Annotated in this window: 9 protein-coding genes; 2 read left to right on the top strand and 7 right to left on the bottom strand. The window is 55.3% G+C overall.

Features of this window, described 5'->3' with window-relative positions; translation table 11 throughout:
- Positions 1 to 180 precede the first annotated feature (180 nt).
- Positions 181 to 1,275: a porin gene (locus AOY23_RS09215; RefSeq protein WP_054179124.1), complete on the top strand. Its 1,095-nt coding sequence runs from the start codon at positions 181 to 183 to the stop codon at positions 1,273 to 1,275.
- A gap of 184 nt (positions 1,276 to 1,459) precedes the next feature.
- On the top strand, positions 1,460 to 2,650 hold the full coding sequence (locus AOY23_RS09220) for an amino acid aminotransferase (RefSeq protein ID WP_054179125.1): 1,191 nt from the start codon (positions 1,460 to 1,462) through the stop codon (positions 2,648 to 2,650).
- 44 nt (positions 2,651 to 2,694) lie between these two features.
- Here the strand turns inward: AOY23_RS09220 and AOY23_RS09225 are convergent, their stop codons facing one another.
- The 7 genes from AOY23_RS09225 to cmoM all read right to left on the bottom strand — a co-directional run bounded on the left by AOY23_RS09225 (position 2,695) and on the right by cmoM (position 13,317).
- Positions 2,695 to 3,342, bottom strand: coding sequence for an MBL fold metallo-hydrolase (locus tag AOY23_RS09225; protein ID WP_054179126.1), 648 nt, complete (start codon positions 3,340 to 3,342; stop codon positions 2,695 to 2,697).
- Positions 3,343 to 3,357: 15 nt separating this feature from the next.
- On the bottom strand, positions 3,358 to 3,909 hold the full coding sequence (gene mepK, locus AOY23_RS09230) for a peptidoglycan L,D-endopeptidase MepK (protein ID WP_038154669.1): 552 nt from the start codon (positions 3,907 to 3,909) through the stop codon (positions 3,358 to 3,360).
- A 181-nt stretch (positions 3,910 to 4,090) separates the two neighbouring features.
- A complete protein-coding gene (ldtD, locus tag AOY23_RS09235; RefSeq protein WP_054179127.1) occupies positions 4,091 to 5,890 on the bottom strand; it encodes a L,D-transpeptidase in 1,800 nt (599 codons plus the stop codon).
- A 181-nt stretch (positions 5,891 to 6,071) separates the two neighbouring features.
- Complete coding sequence (gene mukB / locus AOY23_RS09240; protein ID WP_054179128.1) at positions 6,072 to 10,520, bottom strand: chromosome partition protein MukB; 4,449 nt, start codon at positions 10,518 to 10,520, stop codon at positions 6,072 to 6,074.
- Positions 10,520 to 11,227 carry a chromosome partition protein MukE gene (gene mukE / locus AOY23_RS09245; RefSeq protein WP_038154673.1) on the bottom strand — a complete coding sequence of 236 codons (708 nt, stop codon included), beginning with the start codon at positions 11,225 to 11,227 and terminating at the stop codon, positions 10,520 to 10,522. Before mukE ends, mukB begins: the two co-directional genes overlap by 1 nt.
- A complete protein-coding gene (gene mukF, locus AOY23_RS09250) occupies positions 11,208 to 12,530 on the bottom strand; it encodes a chromosome partition protein MukF (RefSeq protein ID WP_054179129.1) in 1,323 nt (440 codons plus the stop codon). Before mukF ends, mukE begins: the two co-directional genes overlap by 20 nt.
- Positions 12,523 to 13,317: a tRNA uridine 5-oxyacetic acid(34) methyltransferase CmoM gene (cmoM, locus tag AOY23_RS09255; RefSeq protein WP_054179130.1), complete on the bottom strand. Its 795-nt coding sequence runs from the start codon at positions 13,315 to 13,317 to the stop codon at positions 12,523 to 12,525. The genes mukF and cmoM overlap by 8 nt, the downstream gene beginning before the upstream one ends.
- Positions 13,318 to 13,352: the final 35 nt, after the last annotated feature.

Below are 13,352 nucleotides of genomic sequence, written 5' to 3' on the forward strand. Positions count from 1 at the left end.
CTTATTTAGGAGATTTGTAGCACTTTCAGGCTAGCGAAACGTTGTCATGAATGGAAATATTCGTCCTAGATACACAAAGACACCAAACTCTCATCAATAGTTCCGTAAATTTTCATTGACGGAATTTATTGGCGGCAGTGGCGAGTGTTGATAAAAAAAACCTAATGAGGGTAATAAATAATGATGAAGCGCAATATCCTGGCAGTGGTTATCCCTGCCTTGTTAGTAGCTGGTGCGTCCAACGCAGCAGAAATCTATAACAAAAATGCCAACAAGCTGGATCTGTACGGCAAAGTAGTAGGTGAGCACGGCTTTGTTACCTCTGGTGACAACACCACTAACGGTGACCAGTCTTACGCTCAGATCGGTGTTAAAGGCGAAACCCAGATCAACGATCAACTGACCGGTTACGGCCAGTTCGAATATCGTATGCTGGCTGACGAAGCCGAAGGTTCCCAGGTTAACAAAACTCGTCTGGCTTTCGCTGGTCTGAAAATTGCTGACTTCGGTTCTATCGACTACGGCCGTAACTACGGCATCGTGTACGACGTAGAAGCGCTCACCGACGTAGCGCCGTCCTTCTCTGGCGAAACCTGGGCGGGCAGCACTGACAACTACATGAACAACCGTTCTACTGGCCTGCTGACCTATCGTAACAGCGATTTCTTCGGTCTGGTTGATGGTCTGAACTTCGGTATTCAGTATCAGGGCAAAAACGACCGTGAGAACCTGAAACAGTCAAACGGTGACGGCGTAGGTTACTCTCTGGGCTATGACTTCGGCGAAGGCTTCGGCGTGATTGCTGCTTACAGCAATGCTAACCGTACCACTGCTGAAAATGGCGGTCAGAAAGCTGACGGTCGTGGCGACAAAGCTGAAGCATGGGCGTTCGGTACTAAATACGACGCGAACAACATCTACCTGGCAGCGATCTACTCTGAAACCCGTAACCAGACTGCTACTGGCGCAGACGCTTACGATATCGCTAACAAAACCCAGAACTTTGAAGTTGTAGCTCAGTATCAGTTCGACTTCGGTCTGCGTCCGTCCGTATCTTACGTACAGACTAAAGGTAAAGACCTGGTTGCTGATGACGGTTCTTACTACGACCGCGACCTGGCTAAATACATCACCGTGGGTTCTTACTACTACTTCAACAAGAACTTCAACGTGTATGCTGACTACCGTATCAACCTGCTGGACGAAGACGATGCTCCGACAGCGCTGGTTGGTGTAGACGACCAGGTTGTCCTGGGTGTTGCATACCAGTTCTAATCAGTACGCCACTTTGTTATATGCTTAAAAAACAGGGCTTCGGCCCTGTTTTTTTGTGTCCGGCAGTAAAAAATGGCGAGTTTTGCGAAGTCGCTCGCTTTTCGTCGCAAACGGTTGGCAATTTAGAAATCTCCCGTTAACCTGATATCGGAATTCCCTTCTGTAACCACAATGGAACCTCGTCATGTTTGAGAACATTACCGCTGCGCCTGCCGACCCTATTCTGGGGCTGGCCGATTTGTTTCGTGCCGATGACCGCCCGACCAAAATTAACCTTGGGATCGGTGTGTATAAAGATGAAACAGGAAAAACCCCGGTTCTTACCAGCGTAAAAAAAGCAGAACAGTATCTGCTGGAAAATGAAACCACCAAAAACTACCTCGGCATCGACGGTATTCCGGAATTCGGGCGCTGCACCCAGGAACTGCTGTTCGGCAAAGGCAGCGCGCTGATTAGCGACAAACGTGCGCGCACAGCGCAGACGCCGGGCGGTACCGGTGCGCTGCGTATTGCGGCAGATTTCATTGCGAAAAACACCAGCGCCAGACGCGTGTGGGTGAGCAATCCGAGCTGGCCAAACCATAAAGGCGTGTTTAATGCCGCCGGTCTGGAAGTGCGTGAATACGCTTACTACGATGCGGCAAACCATGCGCTTGATTTCGACGGCCTGCTTTCCAGTCTGAGCGAAGCCCAGGCGGGTGACATTGTGCTGTTCCACGGCTGCTGCCATAACCCAACCGGTATCGATCCGACGCTGGCGCAGTGGCAACAGCTGGCAACCCTGTCTGTAGAGAAAGGCTGGCTGCCGCTGTTCGACTTTGCCTATCAGGGCTTTGCCCGTGGCCTGGAAGAAGACGCCGAAGGCCTGCGCGCGTTCGCTGCGCTGCACAAAGAGCTGATTGTGGCCAGCTCCTTCTCGAAAAACTTTGGCCTGTATAATGAGCGTGTGGGTGCCTGTACGATTGTCGCCGCCGACAGCGAATCCGTTGATCGCGCCTTCAGCCAGATGAAATCCGTGATTCGTGCCAACTATTCCAACCCACCGGCTCACGGGGCTTCGGTGGTCGCGACCATTCTCAGCAACGACGCCCTGCGCGCCATCTGGGAACAGGAACTGACAGACATGCGCCAGCGCATTCAGCGCATGCGTCTGCTGTTCGTGAATACGCTGCAGGAAAAAGGCGCTGACCGTGACTTCAGTTTTATCACTAAGCAGAACGGCATGTTCTCTTTCAGCGGCCTGACCAAAGAGCAGGTGCTGCGTCTGCGTGAAGAGTTTGGCGTGTATGCGGTTGCGTCCGGGCGTGTTAACGTCGCCGGGATGACGCCGGATAACATGGCGCCGCTGTGTGAAGCGATTGTCGCGGTGCTGTAAGCGCACCATGATGAAAAAGGCCGCTTTTGCGGCCTTTTTGCTTTTTACCAGACAGGCATTTCATCCTGCAGGAACGGGTTGTGCAGGCGTTCCTCGCCAAGCGTCGACAGCGGGCCATGCCCGGGAATAAACGTCACATCATCGCCCAGCGGCAATAATTTGCGTTTGATCGCGTCGATAAGCTGGCCGTGATCGCCACGCGGGAAATCACTGCGACCAACACCGCCTTTGAAAAGCACATCGCCGGAAATTAACAGACGAGAAGCGTCATCGAAGAAGACAATATGCCCTGGCGTATGACCAGGACAATGCAGCACCTGCAGCGAGACGTTGCCAACGCTGACCGTGTCCCCCTCGTTCAACCAGCGATCAGGGGTTAACGCCGGGCAGTCGCCCAGCCCGAACATTTTGCTCTGGGCAGGTAAGCCCTGAAGCCAGAACTCATCTTCTTTTTCCGGACCGATCACCGGGATGCCGTAATGCTGAGCCAGTTCTCCCGCAGCGCCAACGTGATCGAGATGCCCGTGCGTCAGCAGAATTTGCATCAGCGTCACCCCTGCCGCAGCCACTTCCTGTTTGATTCGTTCTGCATCGCCACCGGGATCAACCAGCGCGGCCAGTTTCGTTTGTTCACACCAGATCAATGAACAGTTCTGGGAGAACGCCGTAACCGGAATAATTCGATAGTTCATGATGCTCCTGCTTTATTACCAGTGCCGAACCGGACCGGTATCAATATGCACAAAATTGCTTCGTGGGTAATATCCTACACCACCTGCGCGCAGAGATAACGCCGCTTTGCGAATATTGCTTAAAGAGGTGCCTTCAATATGGAAATCCATGGCCTGGCCTTTGGTGTGATAGCTCTGTTTCGCTACACCACGGCTGTGGGCACGCATTTCGTTGTTGGTATCCAGTGAACGGTAACCCGAAATCAGCTGAACAGGTTTACGGGTACCCAGCAGGCCCTGGAGACGGTAGAGTTGATCAAAGAGAGCAGGATCGATGGATCTCATTTTGTTCGCGCGATAGTCACGGAAAAAATGATTAAGTTTTGCTAATTCTTCCTGAATATAGCCTCTGCCATCGAAAAACTCCGCTTTGATAGACTCGCCGGTATTCAGGTTACTCAGCGTCAAAATTCGCGGTCTGGGTGTCGAGAGGGTCGCAAATGCGGGTGTGGGTAAGATGGCCGCCGCGCCTAAGGCAACGCCACCTAACGCCAGCAATTTGCGGCGATTAGCGTCAAATTTGTCCATGATAATCAGGTCTACAGGTAAAGTGATCGTTATTTATGCACTTCTGGCGCACGTAGGGGAACCTTACCTGGCAATACCACTGCCGTCAAGGCACCCTATCCCAGGAAAAACGGCCCTTTTTTAACTTCCTGGCCCGCTTTCCCTGTTTTATACGACACCGAAATAGCCTGAACTACTTCATTCACCTGATTAATTGTTCTGCTTTTGACAGAATTTGTGCGCCAGATCGCGCCGTGAGGTCATAATTGTAAATATCTGTACGATATTGCGTGCGCCCGTCGGCACCAACAAAGGCGGTCAGATAGTAGAGATTGACCGGGATATTCTCGCGGATGTTGACGTAGCGCGTATCGCCTTGTTTCAGCGCATCTGAAATCCGCGTGTCGTTCCAGCCTGCATCCTGCAGCAGCATGTTCGCCAGCTCAGAGGCTTTATTCACGCGTACACAGCCTGAGCTCAACGCACGCACGTCTTTCTGGAACAGGTTGTGGTTAGGCGTGTCGTGAAGATAAATGGCGTCAGAGCTTGGCATATTAAACTTATAGCGCCCCAGTGAATTGCTTGCGCCCGGCGCCTGCTGGAAACGGAACGGCAGATTCGATGGCGTGATCGTCGACCAGTCCACCATCCACGGATCAATAGCTTCTTTGCTGTTCCAGCCGCGCAGCACGGTATAGTTGTGACGCTCAAGATAGCCTGGATCGTTCCATACCTTCGGCAAGATATCTTTGCGCGCCAGTGTCGGCGGCACGTTCCACGGCGGGTTCACCACAACGTTATTCAGCGCGCTGCTCATCAACGGCGTTTTGCGGTCCGGGCGACCGACAATCACGCGCGACGCCAGCACCTGATCACCATTCTGGTAATACACCAGCGAGAACGCCGGAATGTTCACCATAATGCCGGTAGAAAGTTTACCTGGCAGCAAGCGTAAGCGCTGGATATTCAGCGCCAGCACCCCTGCCCGTTGCGCTGACGTGACATTCAGCCAGCTACGCGTGGCCTGGCCGATCACGCCATCAGCGCCCAGCCCCTGCCAGGTCTGAAAGCGCTTCACGGCATCGACCAGCGCCCGATCGTAAACCTGAGATTCGGTTTTGGCTTTGCCTGCGGGTTGCGCTGACGGGCTTACCACTGCGTTATCGCCAGGCAGTGCGATGTCCGGCGTGGTTTCAAGCATGCCAGTGCGGCGCAGGATTTCACGCAGCGCAGGCACATCTTTGCTCCGCTGACCAGGGCTCAGTTTGGCGGTAGAAGTCAGTTCCGGCCACGGACCTGAATCTGCCACCAGCGCCAGCAGCGTCTGATGCATCGCGGCATATTGCGGGTGTTGCGGAGCGAGTTCAGCCAGGAATTGCGGCAATGCGCCGTTGTCCAGCGCCACCTGCCATTGATTGATGACCGACAACGGCGGTGTCGCCAGCGTGTACGGTTTCGAACTGTATAACCAGCGGTTGCCCTGCAGAGGAATGTTGCTGATGAAATGCAGGTAGCCCATCATCGCATCTGACAGCACGATATCGCGCGCATCACCGCTCACGGCAGGATCGGTCAGCAGTCCAACCCAGGTCGTAAATTGCGGCTGAAACCCGGCAATAGCGACTTCCGCCAGCTGTTGCTGGAAGGCCTGCACTGCCTCGCGATTCTCCCACATCGGTTTCATGTCGCGCGCGGCATACATCGCCGTCAGTGCGTTCATATAGACCGGTTTGTAGTCCGCAGGCAGTAGCGACTGGATCTGGCTACGCGCTTTTTCCGCTGCACCTTCCGGTAGCGGTTTGAGCCCCGCCATCATCGCCACCGTGTCAGATTCCGTTGCCGGCTGCACCTGTGCCGTGGCGTTTTCGCCCATCGTGGCCGAGCTGTCCGTCGGCACCAGCTCAGGCTCATCAGCCTGTACGCTGAACAGTGGAGCAAATGCGAAAGCCAGACACACACTCAATGCTGACAATCGACGATATACGGCATTCTTAAGCAACATCCCTTGCCCCCTGTTGGCATTGCAGGCCTCTCAAACGGACCTTACTCTCAGTATATAAAGACAAAAATTCTTTTGCCTGACCAAACGTAAAGAAGTTTAAAGATAATACTATATTCTTTAGTCAAACCCGATAACAAAAAGGGCGACACGAGTGTCGCCCTTGCATTTTCAGAATCTCTTTCTAAGAAGCGTCTGCCGTTCCCGGCAGGGTCTCCGGCAACTGCGCCGCGAAGCCGCGCAGACCAACCACATGCACGTGCTCGTGGTTCTGGAAGACCTTACGCACCAGCTTATAAGTGGTGCCTTTTTCCGGACTGATGTTTTCCGGCGCCGCGATGATCAGCTGCATTTCCAGACGCTCGCACAGCTCGAACAATGTGGCGATCGAGCGGGCATCCAGACGCGCGGCTTCATCGAGGAACAGCAGGCGGCACGGTGAAATATCCTTACCGCGCAGACGACGCGCTTCATCTTCCCAGCTCTGTACCACCATCACCAGGATAGACATACCGGTACCGATCGCTTCCCCGGTCGACAGCGCACCGGACTCTGCACGCAACCAGCCGTCGGAGCCACGGTTAACTTCCACTTCCATTTCGAGATAGCTGCGGTAATCCAGCAGCTCTTCACCGATGGTCTGCGGCGTACGCTGCCCCATGTCGATTTGCGGGTTCAGGCGCTGGTAGAGTTTCGCCAGCGCTTCAGAGAAGGTCAGGCGGGTGCTGTTAAACAGATCCTGATGCTGTTCGTGCTGTTCAGACAGCACCTCCAGCAGCGTGGCATGGGTTTCACGCACGTTCACATTGAGACGCACGCTGTTTACCTGGCCGAAGGAGACGTTCTGCAACCCCTGGTTGAGCATCCGAATACGGTTCTGCTCGCGCTGGATGGTTTTGCGAATGATGTTCGACACGCTGCGGGAGCTGATTGCCAGCTTCTGTTCGCGCGACGTCAGCTCTTCCGTCAGACGACCCAGTTCGATCTCCATTTGTTCAATGGCTTCCACCGGATCATCGGTACGGATAATATCCTGACGAATACGTTCGCGCAGATGCTGATAAACGGCGACGAAGAACTGAATTTTACGTTCCGGACGTTTCGGATCTTCCGACAGGCGCAGCACGTCACGCAGGTGTTCGTTATCCGCCACCGCCAGACGCAACGCACCGAGCGCCTTATCCGACATCGAACGCAGTTCATCGCCGGAGAGATAGGCCAGCTCGCGACGATGCAGACGGCGCTCGACATTGTTGTCTTTCACCAGACGCATTACCGCACACCAGCCCGCTTTCGCGCTCACCACCTGCTCGCGCATTTCGAGATAGTTACGCTCCAGACTCCGCAGTTTGCGGGTCAGGTTATCCATTTCCGCTTCACAGAAAGTCAGCGCTTTTTCCAGCTGATTACGACGCGCACGGTTGTTGCTGAGCTGAGTATGCAGTTCATCACGACGCTGACGGGCGCGCTCTTCTGCGCCGCTGTCAGCACGAACGCCAATATCCTGCAGCTCGCGATGCAGATCACTCAGCAGCTCTTTCTTGGTGTCGTACGAACTCTTCAGCGACGCCATCACCTGACTGTACTGGCTGAGCTGTGCGGCGTGTGTACGCATCGCCTCACGGGCGCGGGTACGTTCCGCTTCGGCCTGTTCCAGACGCTGGCGCAGTTTTTCGTTGAGATCGCTGTTGCCGCTCAGCATTTCGGCGGAATCTGAATAGCTGAAGTGGGCGTGACGCTGCACCACTTCGGTCAGTGCGAATGCCTGCTGGCGCGCTTCGCGCTGCATCTGTTGCGAGTAAGTGTAATCTTCACGCAGTTGTTCGAACTGTTCCGGGTCGCTCTGCAGTACCGACGCGATCGGCTCCAGTTTCGCCAGTTGATTGCCGAACTGCTGAATAAAGCGTGCGGCCTCCTGCGCTTCATCCAGACGCTCCTGGATCTCAGCGACACGGTCGGCCAGCGTGTCATCCGCCAGCAGGTTCAGGCGCGGCAACAGGCGGTTCAGTTGGGTCACGCCCTCTTTCGCCTGTTCGAACTGCGTCCGGCTCTGCTGGTTATCGTTTTCATGCGTGCTGAGTGCGCGTTCCAGCTCGCCGCGACGGCTGTTCAGCTTGCGGATTTCCGCTTCCGGGTCATCATCAAACGCGACGGCCAGATGGCTGCCGATAAAGCGGCTGAAAGCCTGATGCAAACGCTGCGTTTTCTGCACATCGAAGGACAGCGTCGCAAAACGCTCAGAGAGATCTTCGCGCTCGGAATGCAAGGCTTCAATGCGGTTCTCACGCGCGGCGCGGCCAAACAGCGGCACCGACGGGAAGCGGGAATAACGCCACTGGCGATCGGCGATTTTCACCACCACCGCTTTTTCCAGTTCATCAACGCTGAACACGCTGTCATCAAAGGACTGCGGGTCGCCCTCGATGAGATAGAGATCTTCCGGGCAGTCTTCCAGACCTTCCAGCTGTTCGGCGATCTGCGACAGATCAGGCACCACGATGGCGTGACGCGACGGGCCATACAGCGCAGAGAAGTACGGCGCATCGTCGAGGCTGACGTCATCGTAGATTTCTGACAACAACACGCCGCCAAAACGTTCGGCCAGCGCGTTAAGACGCTGATCTTCAGAACCGCCAGGCTGGCTTAAACGTTCGATTTCTTCATCGACCGCCCGCTTGCGCGCGCCGACTTCATCACGTTCAACAATCGCTTCGCGTTCACGCTCCAGCAACTGTTGCAAATATTCGGTCACGTCCTGGCTGGATTCGAACTGCTCGCCGCTCTGCTCGCACAGTTGCGCCAGGCTGCTTTGCGCCTGCAACCAGACCGGCGCACGCTGCATCAGTACCTGAACGCGCCCCTGAATCTGTTCCAGCTCCTGACGCAGTTCCATGCGTTTTTCGCTGGCGTTTGAAACGCTTTCGGAAAGCGATTCAATGCGCTCTTCCAGTTCCTGATGCAGCGTTTCCAGTTCGTCCGCATCATACTGTTTGCCCTGACGCTTGCAGAATTCCGCCAGCAAGCGCTCAGCGTCCTGCTGTTCGCGCAGACGCTGCTCCAGTTCGTTCAGACGACCGCGCAGGGCATTCGCCTGCTCCGCCAGATGGCGCTGGTTGACGCCGTCGCGTAACAGTTCGCGGGCCACATCCCACGCTTCGTCGCGGGCGACCGGGCCGTTAATCGCCGTCACCAGCTGGTAAGCCTGTTCAAACTGGCTGTGCGCCGTTTGCGCCACGCTCATTTTCTGATCAAGCGACAGCAGTTTTTCTGTGGCTTCCTGCTCTTTCGCCTGGAAGGTTTCCAGCCACTCGTCCGCGCTGTCCGGGGTTAAGTCCGGCAGATGGCATAACTCTTTGGCGCGGGTCAGCGCCTGCAACGCCTGGGTATACTGAATCGCGCGGGTCTGCTGGACGTCCAGCGCTTGCTGGTAGTCGGCAAGCTGGTTTTTCAGCTCATCCACTTCCAGTTCGGCGGCTTCGGCGCGGGCTTCGTTGTCTTCCTGCTGTTCCGTCGCTTCCGCCACCACTTCGTTCTGCTCTTCCAGACGGATTTGCAACTCTTCGAGGTCAGCTTCATAGCGTTCAATTTTTTCCTGCTGACGCAGCGCGGTTTGCACCAGGTTCAGGTGATCGCTCGCGGCCTGGTAATCGGCTTCCAGATCGCCTTCTGCACCGCTGTGCTCCTGCAACTCACGCGCCATGTCCACGTGTTTATACTGCTCAGACGCCAGTTGCTGGCGGGAGGTGAACAGTTCACGGCGGTATTCAAGAGCCTTATCAAGATGGATACGGCGCTCGTTGGCGTGGCGCATATAGTCAGCGGCCACGTAGTCGGTCGCTTCGGAAATCAGGTGTTTGAACAGGTCACGGTCAGACTGGGTAACGCGGATAGCTTCCAGCGTCATGCGGTTCTCACGCAGCGCGGCTTCCATGTCCTGGAAGGCCTTACGCACGCCGCTGTTTTCCGGCAGCAGGTAATCGCGCAGCGAGCGGGTGATGGCACTGGAGATACCGCCGTACAGCGAGGCTTCAATCAGACGGTAGAATTTACTACGATCCGACGCCGAGCGCAGACGACGCGCGACGATGCCGAGATCAAACATCAGCGAGTGATAGTCGGTGATGGAGTTAAACTGTTTGAACTGTACCCCTTCCATCGCTTCAAGTTTGTCTTTCAGCTCCTGAAGCGAGAGCACGCGCGCCTGACGTTCGTTAAGCGTTTCGGTCAGCAGTTGCGTCGGCTGCACCGACATCGGCAGCCCCTGGATGGCGAACGGTTTGATATCCACTTTGCGGTCGCGACCGGCGATCTGTTGCAGACGCACGCCGACCACCACACGCTGATGGCGGGAGTTCATCACATCCAGCACCGAGTAACAGACGCCCGCTCTCAGTTTACCGTGCAGGCCTTTATCACGCGAACCGCTGGTCGCCCCGGCTTCCGTGGTGTTACGGAAGTGCAGCAGCGTTAAGTCAGGGATAAGCGCCGTAACGAACGCCGCCATGGTGGTGGATTTACCGGCCCCGTTACCGCCCGACAGCGTCGTCACCAGCTCATCGAGATCGAAGGTACGAGCAAAAAAGCCGTTCCAGTTAATCAGCGTTAGCGACCGAAACTTACCACGTTCAATCATTACTCTTCCTCCCCGCTATCCGGCTGATTATCTTCTTCCGTCTCATCATTGAGTTGCAGATGGTTTTCAATCGACATCGCCTCGCCGTCGCGGATCATACGCAGTTGCGCTTCACGCGGATCATCACCTGAGCGAACGTCAGCGCCGAAGCGGAAGACCGATTCGGTAATGCGGAATTTGCTGCTGTCGTGCCCCATAAACCACACCATGCCGAGACGGCGCAGACGGTTCAGCGACGAGCGCACTTTTTCCTGCAGTTTTTGCCGATCGAGATCGGAGCCTGTCGAACGGTTGTTAACCAGCTTCAGCAGTTTGGGTTCATCGGCTAGCGTCAGCAGTTCATCGTAAAGTTCCTGCTGCGTGAAAATGCCTTCATTCGCCAGACGTTCCGGGCTGAGGTACAGGTAGCACAGAATTTTGCCGACCATCATATCCAGCTCAGAAAGCACCGAGCGCGGAATGATGGTGGTTGAGCGCGGACGCAGGTAGAAAAACCCTTCCGGCGCGCGGATCAGCTCAACGTTGTAGCGGGCATAAAACTCTTCCAGATATTCCTGAAAGTCCATCAGATAGGCGTGATTATCCAGCTCATCAAGCCCTATATGACGCCCCGCGCGCAGGGCGCTGTCGAGGGCAGGAAATAACGGGTTGGCCAGCGCCTGCGCCAGTTTAACTGGCATCACTTGTTCAATATTTGTCGATGACATGCGCCTGTACCTTGGCTCCGTAATCATTAATCGGCTGCCACTTCGGTGGCAATCCGGTGAAATCTGCTTGTGCAACACCCAGGCGCACGGCCTGGTCAACGACAATTCGCGCCACGTCGAAATGACGCGCACGCGGATATTGTACGAGGTATTCGCGCACCACCAGACCGAGATCCAGCGGTAGCGACTTATCTTTATAGATGACCAGTTGTTGTTCGATCATCGCCGCAAGCTGTTCTCGGATCTCGTTGAACTCTTCGTACTCTAAATCCGGCGGAAGTTCCCCGGTGACCTCTTCGTCGCGCAGCGCCATCTCTTCATCACGCATATCCAGCAGACGATCGGCGTTGGCGTAGGTCAACGCCCACGGCGCATCGAAGTAGCTTTGTACCGACTGGCGCAGACGCTGGGCAAACACGCGGTTTTTATCCATGTCGATAGCGGTACGAATAAATTTGTGCACATGGCGGTCGTAGCCAATCCACAGGTCAATCGCCTGTTGGCCCCAACTGACGATGCGGTCAAGCTTGCTTTGCAGATCAAACACCAGCCGGTCGACAAAGTGCAGATCGTCATGGGCCAGGGTGGCATCCTGAATGCGCAGCAGGTTCGCCTGCAGCTTATCACCCGCCGCATCCAGCGTATCCTGCAGTTCGCGCAGCGTGCCGGAGGTTTCGGACAGCAACACTTCGCAGCTGGAGATCGCCGCCCGCCAGTCTTTGTTCAGCAACTGAGCGATATCATCTTTCACCTGCTGCTGCTGTTCATCCATCACACGCTGGGTGAGATCGATACTGTCGAAAATCTCCGCCACGGAATATTTCAACGGCGCATAGACGTTACGGTGCCAGTGGAATTCGTCACCGTTTTCGTCTGCGGCATCGGCGGCGCGCTTGAGTTCGCCCGCAACGATAGACAACTGCATCGACAGACGCAGCGTCGAAAATTCGCGCTGACGAATGTAATAGTCGGTAATGCCGATGCCAAGGGGCGTCAGACGATAAATCGCGTTCCCTTCCGTCAGTTCGCTGGTAAAGCGGTTCAGCAGACGTTGTCGGACCATGTCGTTGATCGCGTTGTTGGCGCGAACGCTGATGGTTTCACTGGTTTGCTCAAACGCATCACTGACATGACGAAACGCATCGACCAGTTCGCCTTCCGTCATCTCCCCTTCCAGCCGCTCGCCGTTTAGCGTGGCGACGGCCAGCAAAAACGAGAGTCTGTCGACCGGCAGCGAAATGGCGAAATCATTTTTTCTGGCCCAGGCAACCAGTTCGGGGACTGTCTGGGAAAATTCACTCATCATTTTTCCTTGTATCTACCAGCGGCTTCATCGCGGTGACATGAATATAGCGGCCCAGGCTGATGTAAGGCTCCTGGCGGCAATAACGCGTTTCCAGTTCCAGCAACGCATCGAAACAATCGCGCTGCTGATGCTTTTCACGCAGATAATCATGAAACACACGCACACCGGTTTTCCCGGTGATTTGCCAGCCGGTCTCTTCCAGCCAGCCATAAACCTGTTGCGGTTCGCGCGGGTAATCCGGCGAAAGTGTACGCTTTTTCTTCTTCGGCATACCTGCCTGTACGTAATCAAAGTTCCCGGCGACCATGTTATGCATCAACAGGCCGTTAGCATTGTAGAACATTAACGACAATGCCCCACCGGGGCGCAACACCGACCACAGCGCCTGTAACACCTCTTGCGGAGAAGCGACCCACTCCAGCACAGCATGAAACAATATCAGATCAACCGGGCTTTCCAAATGCTGCGTAATGTCCTGAACGGCGCATTGTTCAAAATGCATGTTGCCGCTCACACCTTTCTCTGTTGCCACTTGCGTCGCCCGGCTAATCATCTCACCAGAAATATCGCATAAAGTGACGTGATGCCCGCGCTGCGCCATTTTAATCGCGGTCTGACCCTCTCCGCCACCGGCATCCAGAACGCGCAACGGCGTTGAGCCAAAAGATTCCAGAAGACGGTCGAGATCCTGCCACAGGATCGCCTGACGCAACTGGCCTTTGGTCGTTCCGTAGATGTTGCGCGCAAACTTCTCTGCTATGTCATCAAAATTGCGATCCCGCATGGCCCACTCCGCGATCCAGGCAAAAGGCGTATTTT

The organism is Trabulsiella odontotermitis (assembly GCF_001297775.1).
GTDB classification, from domain to species: Bacteria; Pseudomonadota; Gammaproteobacteria; order Enterobacterales; family Enterobacteriaceae; genus Trabulsiella; species Trabulsiella odontotermitis.

Excerpts from the sequence above, each read along its gene's own strand:
- AOY23_RS09215 (WP_054179124.1), top strand. The coding sequence starts at position 181 with ATGATGAAGCGCAATATCCTGGCAGTGGTTATCCCTGCCTTGTTAGTA.
- AOY23_RS09220 (WP_054179125.1), top strand. The coding sequence starts at position 1,460 with ATGTTTGAGAACATTACCGCTGCGCCTGCCGACCCTATTCTGGGGCTG.
- AOY23_RS09225 (WP_054179126.1), bottom strand. The coding sequence starts at position 3,342 with ATGAACTATCGAATTATTCCGGTTACGGCGTTCTCCCAGAACTGTTCA.
- mepK (WP_038154669.1), bottom strand. The coding sequence starts at position 3,909 with ATGGACAAATTTGACGCTAATCGCCGCAAATTGCTGGCGTTAGGTGGC.
- ldtD (WP_054179127.1), bottom strand. The coding sequence starts at position 5,890 with ATGTTGCTTAAGAATGCCGTATATCGTCGATTGTCAGCATTGAGTGTG.
- mukB (WP_054179128.1), bottom strand. The coding sequence starts at position 10,520 with ATGATTGAACGTGGTAAGTTTCGGTCGCTAACGCTGATTAACTGGAAC.
- mukE (WP_038154673.1), bottom strand. The coding sequence starts at position 11,227 with ATGTCATCGACAAATATTGAACAAGTGATGCCAGTTAAACTGGCGCAG.
- mukF (WP_054179129.1), bottom strand. The coding sequence starts at position 12,530 with ATGAGTGAATTTTCCCAGACAGTCCCCGAACTGGTTGCCTGGGCCAGA.
- cmoM (WP_054179130.1), bottom strand. The coding sequence starts at position 13,317 with ATGCGGGATCGCAATTTTGATGACATAGCAGAGAAGTTTGCGCGCAAC.